Annotated in this window: 18 protein-coding genes and 4 pseudogenes; 16 read left to right on the top strand and 6 right to left on the bottom strand. The window is 67.9% G+C overall.

Features of this window, described 5'->3' with window-relative positions:
* Nucleotides 1–89: 89 nt before the first annotated feature.
* Nucleotides 90–1,397 (top strand): group II intron reverse transcriptase/maturase, encoded by a 1,308-nt coding sequence (ltrA, locus tag ABD858_RS35020; protein WP_345045405.1) that lies wholly within the window; start codon nt 90–92, stop codon nt 1,395–1,397.
* A gap of 244 nt (nt 1,398–1,641) precedes the next feature.
* Nucleotides 1,642–2,499: pseudogene (locus ABD858_RS35015) on the top strand (transposase); the annotation flags it as partial.
* On the opposite strand, the gene ABD858_RS35010 reads toward ABD858_RS35015, so the two are convergent.
* Both ABD858_RS35010 and ABD858_RS37065 read right to left on the bottom strand, forming a co-directional pair.
* Nucleotides 2,427–2,873, bottom strand: a complete 447-nt coding sequence (locus ABD858_RS35010; protein ID WP_425586369.1) for an SMI1/KNR4 family protein — start codon at nt 2,871–2,873, stop codon at nt 2,427–2,429. The pseudogene ABD858_RS35015 and the gene ABD858_RS35010 overlap by 73 nt on opposite strands.
* Nucleotides 2,859–2,930 (bottom strand): annotated as a pseudogene (locus ABD858_RS37065) (helix-turn-helix domain-containing protein); the annotation flags it as partial. The pseudogene ABD858_RS37065 and the gene ABD858_RS35010, both read right to left, overlap by 15 nt.
* Nucleotides 2,931–3,434: 504 nt before the next feature.
* Here ABD858_RS37065 and ABD858_RS35000 point away from each other — a divergent pair.
* The 4 genes from ABD858_RS35000 (at nt 3,435) to ABD858_RS34985 (ending at nt 7,537) form a co-directional block, all read left to right on the top strand.
* Nucleotides 3,435–4,898, top strand: a complete 1,464-nt coding sequence (locus ABD858_RS35000) for a hypothetical protein (protein ID WP_345045402.1) — start codon at nt 3,435–3,437, stop codon at nt 4,896–4,898.
* A gap of 11 nt (nt 4,899–4,909) precedes the next feature.
* Nucleotides 4,910–5,674: a hypothetical protein gene (locus ABD858_RS34995; protein ID WP_345045400.1), complete on the top strand. Its 765-nt coding sequence runs from the start codon at nt 4,910–4,912 to the stop codon at nt 5,672–5,674.
* A gap of 1,030 nt (nt 5,675–6,704) precedes the next feature.
* Complete coding sequence (locus tag ABD858_RS34990) at nt 6,705–7,235, top strand: hypothetical protein (protein WP_345045398.1); 531 nt, start codon at nt 6,705–6,707, stop codon at nt 7,233–7,235.
* Nucleotides 7,236–7,279: 44 nt separating this feature from the next.
* Nucleotides 7,280–7,537: a hypothetical protein gene (locus tag ABD858_RS34985; protein ID WP_345045396.1), complete on the top strand. Its 258-nt coding sequence runs from the start codon at nt 7,280–7,282 to the stop codon at nt 7,535–7,537.
* A 231-nt stretch (nt 7,538–7,768) separates the two neighbouring features.
* Here ABD858_RS34985 and ABD858_RS34980 read toward each other — a convergent pair.
* Nucleotides 7,769–8,125, bottom strand: a pseudogene (locus ABD858_RS34980) (transposase); the annotation flags it as partial.
* A 294-nt stretch (nt 8,126–8,419) separates the two neighbouring features.
* On the opposite strand from ABD858_RS34980, the gene ABD858_RS34975 reads away from it, so the two are divergent.
* The 3 genes from ABD858_RS34975 (at nt 8,420) to ABD858_RS34965 (ending at nt 10,820) form a co-directional block, all read left to right on the top strand.
* Nucleotides 8,420–9,772: an endonuclease domain-containing protein gene (locus ABD858_RS34975; protein ID WP_345045393.1), complete on the top strand. Its 1,353-nt coding sequence runs from the start codon at nt 8,420–8,422 to the stop codon at nt 9,770–9,772.
* A 120-nt stretch (nt 9,773–9,892) separates the two neighbouring features.
* Nucleotides 9,893–10,618: an IS6 family transposase gene (locus ABD858_RS34970; RefSeq protein WP_345045446.1), complete on the top strand. Its 726-nt coding sequence runs from the start codon at nt 9,893–9,895 to the stop codon at nt 10,616–10,618.
* A gap of 70 nt (nt 10,619–10,688) precedes the next feature.
* A complete protein-coding gene (locus ABD858_RS34965) occupies nt 10,689–10,820 on the top strand; it encodes a hypothetical protein (RefSeq protein ID WP_345045391.1) in 132 nt (43 codons plus the stop codon).
* A gap of 72 nt (nt 10,821–10,892) precedes the next feature.
* Here ABD858_RS34965 and ABD858_RS34960 read toward each other — a convergent pair whose 3' ends face one another.
* Together ABD858_RS34960 and ABD858_RS34955 are read right to left on the bottom strand one after the other, a co-directional pair.
* Entirely contained in the window at nt 10,893–11,183 is a 291-nt protein-coding gene (locus tag ABD858_RS34960) for a hypothetical protein (RefSeq protein ID WP_345045389.1), read from the bottom strand.
* A gap of 562 nt (nt 11,184–11,745) precedes the next feature.
* Nucleotides 11,746–12,453 carry a hypothetical protein gene (locus tag ABD858_RS34955; RefSeq protein ID WP_345045386.1) on the bottom strand — a complete coding sequence of 236 codons (708 nt, stop codon included), beginning with the start codon at nt 12,451–12,453 and terminating at the stop codon, nt 11,746–11,748.
* A gap of 574 nt (nt 12,454–13,027) precedes the next feature.
* On the opposite strand from ABD858_RS34955, the gene ABD858_RS34950 reads away from it, so the two are divergent.
* The 6 genes and pseudogenes from ABD858_RS34950 to ABD858_RS34925 all read left to right on the top strand — a co-directional run.
* Nucleotides 13,028–13,864 carry an SDR family oxidoreductase gene (locus ABD858_RS34950; protein WP_345045383.1) on the top strand — a complete coding sequence of 279 codons (837 nt, stop codon included), beginning with the start codon at nt 13,028–13,030 and terminating at the stop codon, nt 13,862–13,864.
* 279 nt (nt 13,865–14,143) lie between these two features.
* Nucleotides 14,144–15,508, top strand: coding sequence for a glutamate decarboxylase (gene gad / locus ABD858_RS34945; protein ID WP_345045381.1), 1,365 nt, complete (start codon nt 14,144–14,146; stop codon nt 15,506–15,508).
* A gap of 135 nt (nt 15,509–15,643) precedes the next feature.
* Nucleotides 15,644–16,048, top strand: a complete 405-nt coding sequence (locus tag ABD858_RS34940; protein ID WP_345045378.1) for a hypothetical protein — start codon at nt 15,644–15,646, stop codon at nt 16,046–16,048.
* Nucleotides 16,049–16,151: 103 nt separating this feature from the next.
* Entirely contained in the window at nt 16,152–17,000 is an 849-nt protein-coding gene (locus ABD858_RS34935) for an IS5 family transposase (RefSeq protein ID WP_345045375.1), read from the top strand.
* On the top strand, nt 16,997–17,284 hold the full coding sequence (locus ABD858_RS34930; RefSeq protein ID WP_345045372.1) for a hypothetical protein: 288 nt from the start codon (nt 16,997–16,999) through the stop codon (nt 17,282–17,284). The genes ABD858_RS34935 and ABD858_RS34930 overlap by 4 nt, the downstream gene beginning before the upstream one ends.
* Nucleotides 17,280–17,390, top strand: a pseudogene (locus ABD858_RS34925) (IS5/IS1182 family transposase); the annotation flags it as partial. The gene ABD858_RS34930 and the pseudogene ABD858_RS34925, both read left to right, overlap by 5 nt.
* Nucleotides 17,391–17,468: 78 nt before the next feature.
* Here the strand turns inward: ABD858_RS34925 and ABD858_RS34920 are convergent.
* Nucleotides 17,469–18,464, bottom strand: a complete 996-nt coding sequence (locus ABD858_RS34920; RefSeq protein WP_345045370.1) for a hypothetical protein — start codon at nt 18,462–18,464, stop codon at nt 17,469–17,471.
* Nucleotides 18,465–18,821: 357 nt separating this feature from the next.
* Between ABD858_RS34920 and ABD858_RS34915 the strand changes: the two genes are divergently transcribed.
* Nucleotides 18,822–20,453 (top strand): ISAzo13 family transposase, encoded by a 1,632-nt coding sequence (locus ABD858_RS34915; protein WP_425586364.1) that lies wholly within the window; start codon nt 18,822–18,824, stop codon nt 20,451–20,453.
* Nucleotides 20,454–20,539: the final 86 nt, after the last annotated feature.

The following is a 20,539-nucleotide window of genomic DNA, read 5'->3' as shown; positions in this document are numbered from 1 at the left end:
ATGCGCAGGTTGTCTGGAGGGGCTTGGTGAGTGCCACATCGGCTAGTTCCGCCACGTCGGGATCCCTGAAGCTGGATCCGGTCCGAGCCTTGCAGCATGCGCTCTACCGGGCGGCCAAGGCCGATCCCGGACGACGGTTCCACGCGCTGGGGGACAAGGTCCACCGCAGGGACGTCCTGCGGCGCGCGTGGGCGACGGTGCGTCGGAACAACGGCGCTCCGGGCATTGACGCCACCACTCTCGCGCAGGTCGAGGAGTACGGCATCGACCGGCTTCTCGGCGAATTGGCCACTGAGTTGAAGGAAGGCCGCTGGCGTCCGCTGCCCGCGCGCCGGGTGTTCATCCCGAAGCCCGGCACAACCACGGAACAGAGGCCGCTGTCGATTCCTTCCGTCCGCAACCGCATCGTGCAGGCCGCACTGAAGATCGTGCTCGAGCCGGTCTTCGAGGCCGATATGCTCCCGTGTTCGTTCGGGTTCAGGCCCAGGCGCGGAGCGCACGATGCCCTTCAGGTCCTCGTGGACGAGGCATGGCGGGGCAGGCGCTGGGTGGTGGAGACGGACATCGCCAACTGCTTTGAGGCGATTCCGCATGAGAAGTTGATGCAGGCGGTCGAGGAACGCGTCTGCGACCGGTCGGTCCTCAAACTCCTGCGCGCGATGCTGCGGGCCGGGGTAATGGCGGACGGGCAGGTTCGTCGGCCGGTGATCGGAACCCCCCAAGGCGGTGTTGTTTCACCGTTGATGGCGAACGTCTATCTGCACCGGCTGGACCGGGCATGGGACGTGCGCCGTCACGGGGTTCTGGTCCGCTATGCCGACGATGCTGTGGTGATGTGTGCTACCCGTGAGCAGGCTGAAGCCGCCCTTGGGCGGCTGAAGGTTCTGCTGGCCGAACTCGGCCTGGAGCCGAAGGCGGCCAAGACCAGGATCGTGCACCTGCAGGTCGGAGGCGAGGGAGTGGACTTCCTCGGCTTCCACCACCGGTGGGTCACGTCCCGGCCTCGCGGTGGGCGGCGCCCGATCGCCTTCCTCGCCCGCTGGCCCTCGGACAGGGCGGTGCAGCATGCCCGCGACCGGATTCGTGAACTGATGGAGCGGCGCAGGATGTTGCGGCCGGTCAAAGTGATTGTGGAGGACGTGAACGCGTTCTTGCGCGGGTGGGCCGGGTATTTCCGGTTCGGGAACTCGGCCCGCCGGTTTGACCAGAATCGGCTCGTACGCGCGGATGCGGATCGGCGGGTTCATCGCCAAGAAGCACCGGCGCAGCCGGAAATTCGGCTGGTCAGTGGTCGCTCAGGCGGCTTCCGACTCGTTGGGACTGATCGCTCTGCACGGGACCGTCGTCGCCCCCAGACCCTTCCAGGACTGGCGGGGCAGGCCGAATGTTGGCGGTGAACGGCATCGGTGAGCCGTGTGCGGGAGAACCGCACGCACGGTTCGATGCGGCGGGGGCTGGAAACGGAGCGGACGTACTCCGCCACCGCGCCAGCCCCCGACCCTACACTCGACCCGCTGATCTCGTGTTCTTCGAGGGACAGCAGGACGGCCGTTCTTCACGCTTCGAGGTGTCGAGCAACGTCGCGTGAAGGAACGGCCGCTGGTGAAGAGTCTCGCTCCTGCAGGTCCCGCCGACGCCGCACTGGGCGTCCTGTCCCACTTTCGTGTCGAGTTCTACGACTGCCTGTACAGCCGCGCGGACGCGCTCTTCGAGCTCACCGACGCGGTGCTGTGCGCGGACGGGCCGGTGAAAACCCTGGTCGAGCTCTCCTTGGCGGTCGAGCACCGGCGCGGGCACGGTGCGCTGTACGCGGCCCTGGACCGTGGCTGGCTGGAGCCGACACGGTTGCGCCGCGTGCTGGCGGGCCTGCCGCTACCGAAGGCGGCCGACGGGCGGATCGTCCTCGCCGTGGACGTGTCGCACTGGCTGCGACCCGACGCTCCCACCAGCGGCGACCGACTCTTCTGCCACGTCTACGGACGCGGCGACCGCAAGACGGACCAGCTGGTGCCCGGCTGGCCCTACTCCTTCGTCGCGGCCCTGGAGTCCGGCCGCACCTCCTGGGTCGCTCTCCTGGACGCGGTCCGCCTGGGGCCGGCCGACGACGCGACCACCGTCACTTCCGCTCAACTCCGCGATGCTGTCGAGCGGTTGACGAGCGCAGGCCACTGGAGGCCGGGCGATCCGGACATCCTGATCGTGATGGACTCCGGCTACGACGTCGCCTACCTGACCCACGCTCTCGCCGACCTTCCCGTCGTGCTGGTCGGGCGCCTGCGCTCGGACCGGGTCATGCTCCGCGACCCCGGCCCCGCCCGGCCGGGTCCCCGGGGCGGGCGCCCTCGCCGGCATGGCGGCGTCCTCACGTTCAAGAAGCCCGACAGCTGGCACGAGCCCGACGTCACGACCGCCACGGACACCACCCGCTACGGCACGGCCACTGCGACGGCCTGGGACCGGATGCCGCGCATAATGCCTTCCACGGCCTCGGCTTCGTGGACGCGCCCCCGGTCGATCTCGGGACGGTGGTCCAGCACGAGGTGACCCCCGCCGAGGTCCCGCGCGATGGGGATCAACTGCGGATGTCCGTACAGGACGTGGCTGGCCCCGATCTTCATGAAGGCGTGGTCCGCCTCCTCTCCTTCCTCGTCCGCCGTACGCTTGTTGTAGAAGCGGGTGAAGAGTTGCCACTCAGCCGCTATCTCGCGTGCACTCATCGGTCTGTAGAACCCTGGCAGCAGCGAGAATCGCTGGTCGAGGAGACCGTCGTGCCGCAACAGTGATATCGCCAAGGGCTTCAGCAGTGGCCGGCCGATGACGCGTTCGGCTGCGGCGATGTCCGCCGGATCCGCGGGCGGCGCCAGCGTCCGCACCTCTTCCCGGCGCTTGCGCTGCTCTGCGGTCAGCCCGCCCCCATCCGGATACCGCAGCGATCTCGGCAGGATCGCGGCCGAAGAAGCGCAGCGCGCCGGTGACGTGGAGGACGGCGCTGTCTGGCTCCAGGATCTGCACCTGCGGGGTGATGTCCTCCAGCAGCCTGCGCAGGTGCTGCAGCAGGTTGCAGGCGTGGCCTGGTGGGAGCTCGAAGCAGACGTGGATGATGTGGCTGGCCATGGTGATCACCGGCGCTTCCGGGGTTCACCAGACGCCTCGAACTGTCTCGCCACCGCGTCGGGGCAGAGCTTCGATGCCGGGCTCCTCAATACAGAGGAATCTGACGCAGGCGTAGAGAGCCTCAGCCGAACCGCTCGCGCCGCCAGAGCGCACAAGGCGATGTTTGTCGGGTCCCTTGCGTCCGGTACTGGTGAGATATGCCGGTGGCTGGAATTGGGCGTTGACGGGAATTCCGGGCGGCCTTAAATCACTGGGCACGCCACGAATCCGTGTGCTCTTGGCCCGATGTGGGACTCCGGAACAGCAGTGGGGAGACTGTGATGCCGATCTCGCTCAACACCCTGGGCGCCGCCCTGCGCAACCAGATCCGGGAGACGGTGCTCGGCGGTGACGCCAAGGTTCCGGCGAACTCGCGGGCGTTCCTGTCCTGGCTGCAGCCTGCCTGTGTCTTCTCGCCGGAGGACTTCGAATTCGCCGAGAAGGGCCTGAACTCGGCGAAGACGGCCGAGGACGTGAACCGGTTGAACAACCAGGCCTGGAACTTCGCGATGCTCTTCGACTTCCGGCCGTCGGCGACCCAGGCGTACGAACGCGGCACGCAGGAGGAGATCCTGCTGCACGGCGAGCAGATCCGGTTGAGCGACGTCTACGACCAGATCCTGCGGATGTCCAAGGTCACCAAGGTCAACCTCTCCGAGGCCGTGGAGAAGAAGCTGGCTGCGGCGCGGGCGGAGCTCATCACCATGCAGACGTACACGGACTTCTCGACGGACCAAGAGGTCGAGCTCCCCGTGCCGAGCGACATGAAGAAGAAGTACGACTTCTACGCGCAGAAGTACGACGCCGCGGTGATGGCCTACAACGCCAAGCGCAACGCCGCGGAGACCGCCACGGGCACTGAAGGCCTTGCCGCAGCCAAGGACTTCGAGAAGAACGGGCAAATTTACCTGAACGGCGTGCAGCGGGCCCTCGACGCCTGGGAGGCCAACGGATTCCGTAACCGCGTCGACAGCATCAACGCGTACATCAACCAGACGACGCAGCGCAGCATGCTCCTGTGGAAGCGGCAGATGCAGCAGCTGTTCGCGGCCGCACAGCTCACCAACGTCGCCACCGGCCTGCCGTTCCACTTCACCACGGCCATCCCCGGCGGTTTCGCCAAGGCTCCCGGCTGGACCACCCTGAAGATCACTCACAACACGTGCGAGCGGCTGAGCGAGACCAGCGGCACGGACTGGTCGGCGGGCGCCAACATCAACTGGGGGGTCGTACACATCGGCGGTGGCGCCCAGGGCAGCGAGACGGTCACCGAGGGCTCGCTCGAACTCGACGACTTCTCCCTCAGCTACGAAATCACCCAAGTCATCATCGCCAGGCCCTGGCTCAGCATGGCTTTCCTCACGAGCAAGGGATGGACCCTCGAGCCGGGATCCGGCGGCTGGGGGATGGACATGCCCAGTGACGGGGCACGTCCGCCGCACGGCAGCCTAGTGGGCTATCCCACCTCGGCCCTGTTCGTACGCAACGTGAAGATCCGGTCGAAGAAGTTTGCCGACGCCTACCGTGATGCCACGAGCACGATCGGCGGAGGCGGTGCGATCGGATGCGGTATCTTCATGCTGGGCGGCAGCGCCACCCACAGCACAAGCCGCAACTCGTACACCTCGAAGCTGCAGGACGAGGAGCTGACCATGCCCGGCATCCAGTGCATCGCCGTGGTCAACCACCTCTTCGACAAGATGCCGCAGCCCGATCCACAGCTGAAATCCGAGGACTTCGAGTAGCAGGCGCGGGTATGTCCGTCGCGCTCCCGGCCGGGATCGACGCAGGTGCTCTGCTCGGCCTGGCCGGGAAGGTCAGCCAGGTCTTCAGCTCCACCGATCTGACCGCGGTCGTCCCTATGGCCCCGTGCGCCTTCGACACGGACCGGCTCGGCCGCCTCTCGGCGCCGAAGACCGCAGAGGACGTACGGCTGCTCGCCGAGTTCTCGCAGTTGGTCAGCCTGATACCGACTGGTCCGCTGTGGGTGCCCGGGGCCGGACGGCCCGTGTGGGAACCGTACTTGGACGTGCTCGACCGGGCCGAGGTCGCCACGTCTGATCCGCTGACCGCCGCCGAGTCGGAGCGCCTCGCCAAGGCGCTCGACTACCTCTACGACGAACAGGACGGCACCCGTGTCCCCAGCCCCGAACTGGTCGCCTACCGGATGCTGCGCGACGCCTGGTTCACCGCGGCCCAGGAGTACGCGAACCGTGCCTTGGCCGCCGACGCCCCGTCGAGCGACGACGCGAAGAAGGCCTGGCAGACACAGGAACAGGTGCTGCGTGCGATCGTCGCCGAGCGCATGGCGCAGTGGGAGAGCGACGGTCACAAGGGCGAGATCGAACGCTGCCAGGAGGTGGAACGGGAGCTCGGCAGCCGCTCGGCCAGCACGCTCTTCGCCCGTCTGAACAAGGCGGTGGGGCCGCGCGAGGTTTTTTCCACTCCGACAGCCACGGCGCGCGCTTCGTACCGACACCGTTCCGGCCCTCCGGCGCGCTCACCGGCGGCTGGCCGCTGATCCGTGTCGACTCCGGCGAGTTCGCCGACCTCGCGGCCCGGGCGCCCGCGTCGGCACGCGCGGCTTTCGGCGGCTCGGGCCGCCCGTCGATCGGTGCCATGGAGTTCGAGTACACGAGCGTCGGCATCGAGCGGGAGTGGCTGAGCCCGGCCCTGTTCGCCTCGCGCCACTGGCGCTTCGCCGAACCGGGTCGGTTGCTCAGCGACGGCGCCGACCCGCCCGCCGGTGAACTCCCGTGCTTCATCACCGGGTTGGTCCTCGCCCGCAACATCGCCGTCTGGTTCGCCTCGGACGCAGGCCCCGCGCCGTCGGGCGACGGCGGGTCTCCCCTGGGATTCCTCAAGATCCCTGGGCGTGAACGACCGCCGGGCCTGCTGCCGAAACTCCCGCCGCTGGTCCTCCGGCGGGCTCTCGACCGGCAGGCATCCCACGCCCGCCGGGGCCCTGAGCCCGTCCCCGGCTCTCGACCGCCGCCTCCGCGCCGCCCGTTTCGACCGCATCCCCCTGCCGGACCTCCCACCACCCCCCAGCCAGGCCGACCGACGCGTGGCCCCGGCCGATTTCCGCACACCGCCAGAGCATGTGTACGTGGTGGCCTTCCTCGTACGCCGGGTCGCCAGGTGCCCGGATCCGAAGCCGGGGCTGTTGTGGTGACGGCGCGGTTGATACCCCGCAGTGTCCCTGACCAGCTCAGCTTGCGTGGTCTCCGTGCTCCTTCCGTGCCCCATCGAGCGGGGAATCACGGGGATCTCCGGGCGATCACGGTGATTGGACATTCCGACGACTCCTGACCGAGTTGGCTGGTCAGGGGCCGTTCACCTGCGGTGGGTGTGGGATTTGAACCCGCGGTGACATCGCTGCCACGACGGTTTTCAAAATCGCTGATGGCTTGACTGGGCCATGAGACTCCACCGACCTCCCGTGCCCTGGGCATACCGATACCTATGTGCGAGTGAGTACTCGGCCGTGGCAGACTCCCGCTTTCTGACCTGGTGTTCCGTACCGGGTCTGTATCACACAGGGGTGGACATTGAGAGGGCTCAGAGGCTCCACGGCCGCAGGCACGCTTGCGGCGGCGCTGCTGCTCACTGGCTGCGGGGACGGCGACGGGACAGCGACGCCGTCGGCAGGCCAGGCAACAGTCTCCGCGACAACATCGCCGTCACCGAACACGAAGGCGTCGCCGGCCATCGAGAAGACCGCGGACCAGGTGGTGGACGACCTCCGCATCGCCTTCGAAGGCATCGGAGAAGACCACCTGCGCGTCATCGAGGACCCGCGTGAAACCGCCGATGGGTTTCCCCCTCGCCGGGCCAGCGGTGGAATCTTTACGCGCGAGGTCCCCCGCCATGCCGAGCTCCTCCTCTTCACCGACCGCCTGCAGAAGCGCGGATGGAAGCTCGAAACTAAGGTGCAGGCAGATTTCACCGTCCTCTCGTCCGTTAAGTGGGAGCTCTATGTCGGTGTGGGGCCAGTGCCGAAGGAAGTCAAGGCTCAGGCAGGCGCGAACAAAGGCGCCTTCGGTGTCTCGGCGGAGAAGCCATGGAGAAAGCCCTCGTAGCCGCGTGCTCCCGCCCGACCAACCCGCCGTTTGAAAGTAGGTTCTTGCTGGGGAGCGACCTCGCGTCGGGAAACATCCTGGGGCGCGAACGCCAGCCGCCCGGACAGAAGCGCGACCCTGACACCCACACCTACAACCGGGACGACAAGCGGATCTACAACGCGTCATGGACATGGAACGTTACCGAGGCGCTGCGGGCCACCGTCTTCCGCGAGATCCCCGTCGTCCGCAGCCCACCGTCACCCTGGACAACATTCAAGGACCGTTTGGTCGACCTGTCAAAGCTGGCCGGGAGTGTCTAATCAACGGCTCTGGCTCACTTTCGGTGGTGACGGAAAGTCATGACAAAAGTGTCTGGTCGAGCCACTGGGGTGTCCGCCCAAAGCCGCCGTCCCGGCCTGCGGCGCGCTCAGGGTCCATGTCGCTGGGTTCCAGCGTGAACTGGGCGAATCACTGCAAGTAACGAGCGCTACTATACGTCACCACCGGAAGTGAGTCAGAGCCAGCCAACGGTGTAACTCGTGTGGTGTGACTTATCGGCGGCCGACGGAGAGTCGGCCGTCGAAGGCCTGCAGTGCGGGCTTCCATCGCATGGTCCAGCGTTTGCGGCCCTGCCCGGTGGGGTCAAGGCTCATGACAGCCATGTAGACGCACTTGAGGGCCGCAGCCTCGTTCGGGAAGTGCCCGCGGGCCCGGACGGCCTTGCGGGTGCGCGCGTTCACGCTCTCGATCGCATTGGTCGTGCAGACGATCCGGCGGATCTCCGTGTCGAACTGGAGGAATGGTACGAACTCGGCCCATGCGTTCTCCCAAACCTGCACGACCGCCGGATACTTGACACCCCATTCCTCCTGGAAGTCCAGGAAACGGTCCTCGGCGGCCTTCGCAGTCGGCGTGCTCGAGGCCGCCCGGGAGCGCACGGGGGTCATGGCGCGCCTGCGTGCCCGTGCAGCCGAGCGCTGACCCGTAGCGGTATGGGGCGAGGGCCCCTGACCGGGCGGTGGTTTCTAGGGGCCCTCGGCGCGCTTCCGCGGAGGACGGAATCATGCACGCGTCGACTGGACAACGAAGCCACCGCCGCTGAGATACGGGACGGATGCTGGCCGGATACGTAGCAGCTCTGCTCCAGCAGCGTGTCGATCACCGACTATCAGTATGTCGGTGCCGGCCGTTAGCCTGTCGGTATGTCAGAGCGTGTCATCCCCGGGCGCAGGGGCGGCCTGATCACTCTGGGCGCTGCGGATGCTCTGTGGGCCGGCTTGACGGCCGGCAGCGCTGTGCCGACGGCTTCTGCGGCGTTCACCTGCTCTCCTGCCGATGCCCGGGCGGGGTACGTCCTACTCGGCGGCCGTGTGGTGGCGACGGTGCAGGCAAGCGGCGGCCCATGGGGTGTTCCGGAGATTGAGGTGCGCCGGGCGGCGGCGGAACTGAACACGGTTGAGATGGACCGCCGGGATCTGGTCCGCATCGGTCCGTTCCGTGGCGCGCCGAAGCAGGAGCACATGGACGGAATGCCGCTGCGGTGGCGCCAGCGCATCACCCAGGAACTGCAGGATTTGAGCGACAACGGGCGGGCAGCACGAGGTGAAGGCGGCCAGCTGCACCATCTGGCGGGGATCGACTGGCGGCGGAAACTCGTGGAGCAAACCCGCGACCAAACGGCGCGGACATGGTGGCTGCCGCGCGCCGTGGTCAGGCTGCTGGACGCGGCCGAGCACACCGAAGCGCAGTGGCTGCAAGCCGCGCGGACCCGCCAGGAAAGCGCAGCTGTCACCGAGCCGCCTTCCCGCCGCGGGCAGGCCCGAGCCGCCGCCGGCCGGCAGACGACGGGCCCCGACGGCCCGACCGTCCCACTGCGCCCGTACAACGGGGAACTGCAAGGCTACCTGTACTCGGTACTCAGCAGGAAAGCCGGCATTTCCCGCAAGGTGGCTGGGTGGACTTGCGCCATCTGCCGCACCGCACCCGCCGCCGTACTCGACCACTGCCACGAACATGGCTACGTCCGCGCCCCCGTCTGTCACTCCTGCAACACACAAGAACGACCCGACCACCTGTACAGCAACGACATCCGCGTGGCCGACCATTACGTACGTCTCTTCCACACCCACGCCGCCGACTGGCTCCACCACTGGCACCGCTGCCCCGGCTGCCGCACCCGCACCACTCTGCCACTGCCACACCTCGCCGCATGGACCGCCCACATAGCCTGCCGATCGCTGCGCCCGACCCACCGCGACCCCCGCGGCTCCCGAGGGCGCAAACCCTGTGGTGTGCTGCGCGTGTCCTGGACGGGCAGCCAGAGTGCGCCCCGTTCCTGCCTGCTCACTGTCGCCGTCGACTTCTGCCCCTCCGGCGAGCACCGTGTCCTGGCGCGAGTCCCCTACCGCGAAGCCGCCGAGCGGTTTGGCACCTGGCTGGCCGAGACCGCCCCTGCCGTTGCCGCCGCGGCCGGACCCGACCGCCTGGACGGCCTCCCCACCCGGTTCCGGCCAGTCATCGCGGACACCAGCAGTGAGGACCTGGCGCTGTTCTGAGCAAACAGCGGGAGACCCGACAGCGTCTGACCACAGGTTCGAGGGCACTGTCAAGTTGAGTGAGTGGTCTCCGGGCTGGGATGGTGGCCGGGTTTGTTGATCGTTCGGGAGGAGCTGGTGGTGGAGGGCGCCGGGGACGGGCCGTCGTACAAGGGGTTCCGGTTCCCGGCGGAGGTCCTCTCCCACGCGGTGTGGCTGTACCACCGCTTCCCGCTCTCCTTCCGCGAAGTCGAGGAGCTGCTCCTGGCCCGCGGGATCACCGTCTCCCATGAGGCGATCCGCCGGTGGTGCGACCGGTTCGGCCCCCGGTACGAGGCCGCCCTGCGCCGCCGCCGGCCCCAGGCTGGCGACAAGTGGCACCTGGACGAGGTGTTCCTGAAGATCAACGGGGTGCGGCACTACCTGTGGCGGGCCGTGGACCAGGACGGCACTGTCCTCGACATCCTGCTGCAGTCCAAGCGGGACGCGAAGGCCGCGAAGCGATTCATGGCCAAGCTGATGAAGAAGCAGCGGAGGACACCCAGGGTGCTGGTCACCGACAAGCTCCGCTCCTACGGCGTCGCCCACAGAGAGTTGATGTCCTCGGTCGATCACCGTTCCCACAAGGGCCTGGACAACTGTGCGGAGAACTCCCATCAGCCGACGAGGCAGCGCGAACGCGCGATGAAGGGCTTCCGCACAGTCGGCAGAACCCAGAGGTTCCTGTCCGCGTTCAGCCAGATCTCACCGCACTTCCGGCCCCGCCGCCACCGGATGACCGCCACCGGCTACCGCACCGAGATGCGCCACCGCTTCGGAACCTGGAACGAGATCACCGGCACTACCGCCATGCCCACCGAGGCCTGAACCAGAGGCGGAAACCAAGCCCAGCACACCCCCGCACACCCTCAAGTAACCGCACACCAACAAGTTGACGATGCCCACCTGGGTAATGGTGCTCCCTGTGCAGCGCGAGGCCGATGTGGAACAGGCCGAAGGGGAGGTCGGCCGTTTGCTGGGCCGGCCGCGGCTCTCCTGGCGGCTCCCACGGTTGCGCCGCAAAGGCTGAGCAGCCCGGCCGCCCATGAGCGGACGAGAAGCTCGTGCGGTGGGTCCCGGGCGGGCCGCCCGGGACCCACCGTCAGACCGCGGCGGCGATGGTGAGACCACGCGACTGGGCGCGGCGGTGGATCAGGTCCATTCCGAGGACGAGCAGGAGCTGCCTCCCGGCCTGGTCGAACTGCTCCTGCAGGGTGGGCACGCGGAAGAGGTCGACCAGCTGTCCGGCTTCGGCGGCGAGGTAGTCGATCATGGAAGCGCGGTGAACGGCGCGGGCCCGCTCCAGCAGCGCGCCGTCCACTTTCCCGTCCAGGGTGCGGCCCAGCGCGGCGCACAGGGCCTCGACGTGGGTCAAGACCGCCTCGACGGTCATCGGCGTCTGCGCGGGTCCGAGCGCGCGGACGAGGCCGCTGGCGGCGAACCGACTCCGGCTCCATCACGTCCCGCACGGCGTCCAGCAGCTCGGCCCGCCCGCGCACCGTCAGCGCCTTGCCGTTGCCCAGCTCTGCGATGATCCGCACGAACCGGGCCCGCGCAGTAGGAGTGGCCAGCTGATGCCCGACCCTGCTCCAGCAGACCCACGGCGCCCTCGCGCGCCACCCCGGCGACGAAGAGCGCCCTGTCCTGTGTCCGGGCCGGCGCGCGGATGACCTGCCGAACGAGCCCGGCGGCCCTGGGCAACCGCTCGTTGCAGCCGGGGTAGTTCCGGCAGGTACGGAAACAGGTGTCGCAGGAGGGCGTGGGCGTTCCGCAGCCACCGGGAAATGGGAGGAGATCACGGCGGCCGTGCGGCGGTCAGTACCGCGTCGCGGGCCTGGCTCTCCTCGGCTCCCGCGAAGACCAGGACGTCGACGGCGACCTCCTGCAGAACCATCCGCACGCGCACGGTCTCCAAAGGCCCGGCCCCTCAGCACGGCCTTCCGGGCTTGGCGGGTTCAGGCGAGGACGTTGACGGCTCGGGCGATGATGAGTCCGAGGATGACCAGGGAGACGAGGGACTGGATGGCCATGACGATCTTGGCCCAAGGGGCCAGAGGCATGACGTCGGTAGGGCTGAACGCGGTGGAATTGGTGAATCCGAGGTAGAGGTAGTCGATGTAGCGGGGACGCCAGTGCGCGGGTTTCACTTCGGGACTGAGGTGTTGGGGAAAGGCAAGGTCGGGCATGGTGGGCATGTGATGAGCTCGGGCCGCTGCTCCGCCGCTGTCGAGTTCGAAGTACAGCAGGGAGAACGCGAGGATGGTGGAGGCCCACACGCTGCCGCCGGCCTGCAGCAGGGCATCGGCGGAGTTGGTCTCGGTGCCACCGTGGATGAGGTCGTCGATCAACTGGACGGTCGACCAGATGGCGCCGCATGCCAACACGCTGACCAGGGCGATCGATACCGCGCGCATGGCAGCCGAGCGGCGGCTGATCCGAACCGGGTCGCCCGCGATCAGCGCCACCAGGAGCAGTCCTTCGACAAGGGGGAGCGCCCAGCGGGGTCCCAGACGCAGGTCGTCGGGCAGCAGCAGGGTCAACACCACGACTGCGATGATGGCTCCGGCCATCGGCCAGCGGGCCTCGGCGTATACCGCCTGCTGCGGCTCCGGCTCGTGCGGACGGCTCGGATCGCCGGGATCGGTGGGATGACGTCCTGTCATGCCCGGCTGCCGCGCGTGGCGCCGTCACCTTGACTGGACAGGGGGCCATCCGGCATTTCCTCACCCCAGTCTCCTCGGGGGCCGGGCGGCGCGTCCGCCCGCTTCGTCACTGAACGTACCTCGAAGCCAGGCGGGGGCACCTGCTGCCGGGCGCGTGTCTCGTACCCGACCGACGCGGGCCTGTCCGCAGCTGGCCTGGGGGATCGCGCCAGCTCAGGGGAGTTCAGACCCGCCCGCAGCGGATGCTCCTTCCGACGCTCAGAGCCTCCGTCCCGGGTGCTGGGGGTGGAGCCGCATGGCCGATTTCGCAGGCCAGCGCGTCTACACCAGGCCTAGTCACGATCCAGCTAACTTCCTGCTGCCGGACGCCCCCCACCTGCGTCGGAAGTCTGCTCGTAACCCGGCCGTGTGACGTGTCCGGCCGATTTGCGGCTGCGTGGCGCGCCGGTCTGTGCCCCCCGTGGCGCAGGGTGCTTTGGTCGGGGCGCCGGGCATGGAACGGCTCCTGCATCTGTCCTGGCGAGCCGACCTACCCAGCGTGCGTGCCCTCCGAAACACCGCAGGAGAGATCGCGGTGGTAGGAAATGTCGACGAGAGCAGTGGGACGGCGTCCGCGCAGTTTCTCAGGGGTCAGAAGGCTCTGGTGACCGGTGCCAACTCGGGTATCGGTATGGCGACCGCCATTGCCTTGGGCCGGGCCGGGGCGGACGTCGTGGTGAACTACGTCGTTGGGGCGGATGCGGCCGAGAAGGGCGTGGCGAAAATCAAGGACTTCGGGGTTCGCGCCTACGCCCATGAGGCCGACGTGTCCGACGAGGACCAGGTGGTCGCCATGGTGGCGCGGATGGTTGAGGAATTCGGCACCATCGACATCATGGTGGCCAATGCGGGTCTTCAGCGGGACGCGCCGGTGCTGGACATGACGCTCGCCCAGTGGCAGAAGGTCATCGACGTCAACCTGACCGGCCAGTTCCTGTGCGCGCGTGAGGCCGCCAAGGAGTTCGTGCGGCGCGGTGTGGTGCCGGAGGTGTCCCGGTCGGCCGGGAAGATTATCTGCATGAGCTCGGTCCACCAGGTCGTCCCGTGGTCGGGGCACGTGAACTACGCCTCCTCCAAGGGCGGCGTGGACATGTTGATGGACGCTCGCTCAGGAGCTGGCCCCCAGCGGATCAGGGTCAACGCGGTCGCACCCGGCGCAATCCGCACACCTATCAACCGCGACGCCTGGTCCACACCCGAGGCCGAGGCCGACCTGCTGCGTCTTATCCCGTACGGCCGTGTGGGAGACCCGGATGACATCGCCAACGCCGTCGTCGCCGTGGCGTCCGACCTGCTCGACTACGTCGTGGGCACCACGCTCTTCGTGGACGGTGGAATGACGCTCTTCCCCGGCTTCGCCACCGGAGGCTGATCTCCGGCGTAGAACATGTCACGCCACGTCGGGCAGTGATTCTCGGCTGGATTCGCCGGGCTGTTCGCAGCCCGCCGCCGGTCGCCGGAGCGTTCGGCGTGGTGCTACCGGCATTGACTACGCTGAGCACGGGCGTGCCTTCCTGGCCCACGCGCCAACGCTGGCCTACTCGGCGACTTGAGTTGATCACTCGGGAAGGTACGCCGTTCGCGTGCATCCCGAGCCCGGTCCACAGGTCCTGAGCATGGCTTCCGCTCCGGAAGTGGTGGAATCATCGGCATGACCAAGAGTGACGTCGCGGCGCTGTTCGGCAACCGTTTCCTGACCGCGGTCGCTCCCTCGGAGACCTTCCCCGAGGAGGGCATGACTGCGACGGACGCCATGAGGCTGCTGGATGAGGACCTCGTCATGGAGGGCGATCCGCAGCGCAACCTCGCCACGTTTGTCACCACCTGGATGGAGCCGGAGGCGCAACGGATCATCGCCGAGAACCTCCACCGCAACTTCATCGACCACGCGGAGTACCCCATCTCCGCCGAGATCGAGCAGCGCTGCGTGCGCATGCTCGCCGACCTCTTCCACGCACCGGGCAAGACCACCGGATGTCGGACCCAGGGCTCGTCCGAGGCGGTCATGCTCGGCGCGCTGTCGCTGAAGTGGAAGTGGCGGGAGCGCCGGCAGGCGGCCAACCTGTCGGTCGACCGGCCCAACCTGGTCTTCGGCGGCGACGTCCACGTCGTGTGGGAGAAGTTCTGCCGCTACTTCGACGTCGAGCCGCGGATCGTGCCGCTTGCCGAGGACAAGTACACGATCGGCCCGGAGGACGTGGAGCCCCACCTCGACGAGAACACGATCGGCGTCGTCGCCGTCGTCGGCACCACGTTCACCGGCCACAAGGACGATGTCGTCGGGATCGACAAGCTCCTGCGGGAGGTCCGCAAGGAGCGGGATCTCGACATCCCGATCCACGTTGACGGCGCCAGCGGCGGCTTCGTGTGGCCCTTCCTCTACCCGGACTCGAAATGGGACTTCCGGCTCGAGCAGGTCCGCTCGATCAACGTCTCGGGACACAAGTACGGCCTGGTCTACCCCGGCATCGGCTGGCTGGTCTTCCGTGAGGAGTCCGACCTGGCCAAGGACCTCGTGTTCTACGAGAACTACATGGGCAAGACCGACGCGACGTTCACGCTGAACTTCTCGACCGGCGCGGCGATGGTGCTCGCGCAGTACTACAACTTCGTGAGGCTGGGTCGCCAGGGCTACACCTACGTCATGAAGACGATGCAGGAGAACGCCCGCGCGTTGGCAGACAACCTGCGTAGCAGCGGCCGCTTCGAAGTGATCGGCAGCGACCTCGAGCAGTTGCCGCTGGTCGCTTTTCGCCTCGCCGGCAAGCACGCCTACGACGAGTCCGACGTCGCCTGGCAGCTCTCGGCCGAGCGGGGCTGGATGGTGCCGGCGTACACGCTCCCGCCCAACGCGGAGCGGGTGAAGATCCTTCGTGCCCTGGTCAAGGAGACCCTGAGCCGTGAGCAGATCGAGCACCTGACCCAGGACATCGCCGACGCGTGTGGCACCTTGGACCACAAGGGTGCGACCACCGACGTCGAGCGGGCCCAAGTCAAGCGCGGCACCGGCTACTGACGCCCCCAACCGGCACCTGTGGGGCTCGTAAAGTCATCGCTGCTGGTCAGCGCCCGCCTCCAGGTTGGCCGGTGGGGACTTGGCATGCTGCCGTGATGATCGTGTCCCTGCTCTTACCGCACCGCCCGCGCGCTGTTGTCCGTCCCCGCGGTCCTACTGTGCCGGGACACCGCCAAGGGTGCCGAACTGCTGGTGCTGCGCCACGAGAACGCCATCCTGCGCAGGCATGTGAAGGGAAGGGTGCGCTACGAGCCGGCCGACCGATTCCGGCTCGCCGCCCTCACCTCGCTGATACCGCGTGGCCGCTGGGCCGCCGTCTTCCCCGCCACCCCCGGCACTTTGCTGACCTGGCACCGCAAAGTCATCGCCAGGAAGTGGAACTACTCCGCCCGCAGCTCCCGCACCGGACGGCCGCCGACGGCGGCCGCGCTCAAGAGTCTCGTGCTGCGCCTGGCTGATGACAATCCCCGCTGGGGCCACCGCCGCATCCAGGGTGAACTGGCCCGACTCGGGCACCCCATCGCGGCCTCCACGGACTGAGAGGGCGGTTCGTGACTCTTTGAGTGGTTCTGGCGTCGCCTGAAAGTGTGGGTGTGGGTGGAAGTCCGCTGGTCCGCAGCCGGTGGTCTGTTGGGGTGGCGGGGTGAGTGAACGCAAGCCGTACCCGAGCGACTTATCGGACGAGCAGTGGTCGTTGATCGAGCCGGTGATCACCGCGTGGAAGGACCGGCACCGCTCGGTGAGCGGCCACCAGGGCGCCTATGCGATGCGGGAGATCGTGAACGCGATCCTCTACCAGGGCCGGACCGGTTGCCAGTGGGCCTACCTCCCGCACGATCTGCCGCCGAAGAGCGCGACGTACTACTACTTCGCCGCTTGGCGCGACGACGGAACCGACCAGGTCATCCATGAACTCCTGCGCTGCCAGGTCCGCGAGCAAGCCCGCCGATTAGAGGCCCCGACCCTGGTGGTCCTGGACACCCAAAGTGTCCACGTGGCTGCCGGGGTCCCCGCCTCCACGACCGGCCTCGATCCGGCGAAGCGGGTGCCGGGACGCAAACGGGGGCTGGCCGTCGACGTGCTGGGCCTGGTCATCGCCGTCACCGTGCTGGCCGCGAACACGCACGACAACGCCGCGGGCATCGCCCTGCTCGACCAGGTCGCCGAGCACGCCGGCGGCACCGTCGAGAAGGCCCTGGTCGACCAGGGCTTCAAGAACCAGGTCGTCGCGCACGGCGCCGGCCTGGGCATCGATGTCGAGATCGTCGAGCGCAACCCGCAGGACACCGGCTTCGTCCCGCAGCCGAAGCGGTGGAGGGTCGAGCAGACCTACGGGATCTTGATACTGCACCGGCGCCTGGTCCGCGACTACGAGCACCGCCCGGCCTCCTCCGCGTCCCGCGTCTACTGGGCGATGGCCCACGTCATGGCCCGCCGCCTCACCGGCGCGAGCGCTCCCACCTGGCGCGATGCGCAGGCGGTGATGGCGTGAACATCGAGCCCCTGCTTGAGGCACTCGACCTCCAGGAGAATGCTGCGCAGGCCCTGACCGACGACCTGCGAGGACAGATCGCCGAACTGCAGGGCCGGCTGCGGGAGGCCGAGACCCACCTCGAAAACCTGGCGATCACCCGGAAGACCGTCACCGCTCTCGCCGACCGGCTCCCCGCCCAGGCAGCCTCGGCCGACCTGCCCGAGCACCCGGACTACCCCCGCATCCTCGCCGTCTTCAACGAGGCTACCGGCCCCCTCCGGGCCCGGGACGTCTGCCTATGAGACCCTTAACGCCAGCTCCGAAGCCATGATCCACATCGCCTCCATCGACAACCTCGCGAAGCGCATAACAGACGAGACCACACCCACCTGGCGAGGCACCTACTAGGGCATAAGGGGCGATCAACCTAAATCAGACGCCCTCTGAGACATCGCTCTATGCGGATTGCTGCCGTGAGGAGCGCCCTCAAAGGGCGTGCAGTGTGGCTTCGATCGCCTCCACGATGCCGCCGTGGGCTGCCGGTGCGACCCGGTGAGCCCTCCCTACGGGGACCGGGGCCTGCTCCGCGACGCGGTCCAGCACTCGCGCGAAGTTCTTGTCGGCGGTGAGGAACACCTCGCAGTCCGGCAGATAGGCGGCGTGCTGGACATCGATGGGGTTTCCGTTGGTGATCTTCATATCCGCCTGCACAGTGTCGGCAGCCCACCGGAGCCAGTTGCGCGGCATGTGGGTTGCTTCCACCTCGTACAACCAGAAGCGGTTGAACGCCTCCCGTGAGGCGCACATTGCGTGCAGGTCCACCCGTGCGCCGACCCAGTCGGCGTAGGTGGTGTCCTCGTGCGTGAGCACGGCTCGACGGCCCGTCCAGAAAGCACGCCAGTACACCTCCTGGTTATACGGCCGCCATGCCGCAATCTTCTCGCCGGGTGCCCATCCGGCCTGCTGCTCCGCCGTAGTCTCCTCACTCGGGGACATCGTGATCAGGGAGAGGTCGCGCAGATTGAACTTGGCTTCGCGCCAAACCTCTTGCTGCTCCTTTTGGTTGTCTACGAGGAACTGCACCGTGCGCGCGGTTCGCCGGGCCGGCTCCGTGTCGCGAAATCGTTCGTGCTGCTCCACAGCCTCCCGCCAGACTCTCTTGGTCCAATACGTGCGCCACGTCGCCTCGCGTCCGGTGTCGGGCACTGCCCGCAGCCACTCCGGGTGCAGGCGCTGCACCTCGGAGACGACCTCGGCGCCCTCCCGGTCGGCCTCGCTGCGCAACCGCTCGTCCGTCGCCGTCGTGATCGCCTCGACGATGGCCGCCCGCATGTCCGAGCGGGGATGCTGCAGCACCTCCAGCAGGACGCTCGGAGCAGTCACCACACGGTGCCCAAGGGAATGGGTGAGCGCCCTGAACTGCTTCCCTGCCCGCTCATCCCCCAGGTAGGACCAGATGTTGTTGTCGAGCATGATTCTCACGCTGCCGTCCTTTCCCCCGGACTCCTGCCCACACTGGCCACCCCTGGGTCAGCACGCATAAGAAGGATCCTTCTCACGTTGGTAGTTCGGCGCACCATTTTTCGCCCCTGGCCGTGGACACCCTGCTCTGCCTGACCGCAGCACACACGGTGGTCGATAGCCAAGATCCCTTCCCTTCGGCCGCTTCCGCCGGCCGCCGCGGCGGGAACGGGCCGATGCCCCAGACAGCGCCCTGCAAGTGTCCACACAGCCGCTGGACACCTCTGCCCGCACACACCATGTCGCGCATCGAGCACCGGCATCGGGCCCGTCGAGGAACTACTGGTTGCTTCCGGGATTTCAGCTCGTTGATGTGATATGGGGCGTTTCGATGGGTTGATCGAGCCATTGCGGGCGAAGCTGGAGGCGGTGGCGCCGTATCTGGATGAACGTCAGCGCCGACTGCTGTACGCGGCGGAGGCACGGCAGCTCGGATACGGCGGGATCGCGGCCGTCGCCGAGGACGCAGGCGTCTCCAAGGGGTGTGTCAGTCGGGGACTTGCCGAGTTGGAGGAAGGAGCCGAGCCCGATGACAGGGTGCGCCGCGCGGGCGGGGGCCGCCCGGCACTGACCGAGAAGGACCCGGGGCTGCGCCCAGCACTGCTGTCCCTGGTCGAGGACAGCACACAGGGCGATCCGATAGGGCCGTTGACCTGGACGACGAAGTCGCTGCGGCACTTGGCCCGTGAACTCGCCGCCCAGGGCCGCGTCGTGGGCCGGGACACGATCGCCGCGCTGCTGAAGGAGGCCGGGTTCAGCCTGCGCGGCAACGCCAAGGTCCTGGCAGGTAGCGGCCATCCCGACCGCGACGCCCAGTTCCGGCACCTCAACGACAAAGTGCGGGAGTTCCTTGACGCGGGCGAACCCGTGATCAGCGTGGACACCAAGAAGAAGGAACAGATCGGGCTGTTCGCCCAGGCCGGGCGGGAGTGGGCCCCTCCCGGCGCGCCGATGAAGGTCCTCGACCACGACTTCCCCACACAGGCGGTCGGCACCGCGATCCCGTACGGCATCTACGACGTCGGGCGCAACACTGGCTACGTCGTGGTGGGCACCGACCACGACACCGCAGCATTCGCGGTGGCCGCCCTGCGCCGCTGGTGGAAAGAGGAAGGCAGCGCCGCCTACCCGCACGCCCGCCGGCTGCTGATCACCGCGGACGGTGGCGGCTCCAACAGCTCCCGCGCCAAGGCCTGGAAGGCCAACCTCGCCGTCCTGGCCACCGAGACCGGCCTTCAGATCAGCGTGTGCCACCTGCCGCCCGGCACATCGAAGTGGAACAAGGTCGAACACCGCTTGTTCTCCTTCATCTCCATGAACTGGCGCGCCCGCCCGCTGACCAGCTTCGAGGTGGCCCTGAACCTGATCGCCTCCACCACCACCGCGACCGGGCTGCACGTGACCGCACGACTGGACGAGAACAGCTACCCCACCGGGATCGAGATCGACGCACAGCACGCCGCCGCACTGAAGATCAACCCCGATGACTTCCACGGCGAGTGGAACTACACCATCCCGCCACAGCCCGGCGTCCCGGCGGTGCCGCTGCAGCCACCCGGACGCCGTTCCCACCCCCGCACGGCCCACACCTTCGACGCGGCCCTGGCCACTCACCCCGTGCTGACCGGCCTCACCCGCCAGGCCCTCGACCACCTCGTCGCCGAGATCCGCGAGGTGGCCGACACGCTCCCGCCGGAACAACGGCCCCGCCACCGCAAGCTCGCCGTCGAGAACATCATCTGGGCCACCCTCCTGGATCAGCGAGGCCTGCCCGCCTCGCTGATCGCCCACCTCTTCCACATCGGCGAGAACCAGATGCGAGCCCTCATTCAGCAGACCCGGCCCCTGCTCCAGCGGCACGGCCACCACAGCGAGCCGCTCCCCGTCCACCTAATCGACCCCTGCGAACTCGCCAGATACGTCATGAGCGCGACATCAACGACGAGTTGATACGACACGCACCACTAATTCATCGACGGGCCCTCCGGGATCTTCCGGATGACGTGTCCGACCGCGGCCTGGATACGTTCCGCTGC

Origin of the sequence: Streptomyces sannanensis, from assembly GCF_039536205.1 — a bacterium.
Lineage (GTDB): Bacteria > Actinomycetota > Actinomycetes > Streptomycetales > Streptomycetaceae > Streptomyces > Streptomyces sannanensis.
This window is presented reverse-complemented; position numbering and strand designations above follow the sequence as displayed.

Bases quoted from the DNA above. Each gene is read 5' to 3' on its own strand.
- ABD858_RS35000 (WP_345045402.1), top strand. From the start codon at position 3,435: ATGCCGATCTCGCTCAACACCCTGGGCGCCGCCCTGCGCAACCAGATC.
- ABD858_RS34995 (WP_345045400.1), top strand. From the start codon at position 4,910: ATGTCCGTCGCGCTCCCGGCCGGGATCGACGCAGGTGCTCTGCTCGGC.
- ABD858_RS34975 (WP_345045393.1), top strand. From the start codon at position 8,420: ATGTCAGAGCGTGTCATCCCCGGGCGCAGGGGCGGCCTGATCACTCTG.
- ABD858_RS34965 (WP_345045391.1), top strand. From the start codon at position 10,689: ATGCCCACCTGGGTAATGGTGCTCCCTGTGCAGCGCGAGGCCGATGTG.
- ABD858_RS34960 (WP_345045389.1), bottom strand. From the start codon at position 11,183: ATGACCGTCGAGGCGGTCTTGACCCACGTCGAGGCCCTGTGCGCCGCG.
- ABD858_RS34955 (WP_345045386.1), bottom strand. From the start codon at position 12,453: ATGACAGGACGTCATCCCACCGATCCCGGCGATCCGAGCCGTCCGCAC.
- gad (WP_345045381.1), top strand. From the start codon at position 14,144: ATGACCAAGAGTGACGTCGCGGCGCTGTTCGGCAACCGTTTCCTGACC.
- ABD858_RS34915 (WP_425586364.1), top strand. From the start codon at position 18,822: ATGGGGCGTTTCGATGGGTTGATCGAGCCATTGCGGGCGAAGCTGGAG.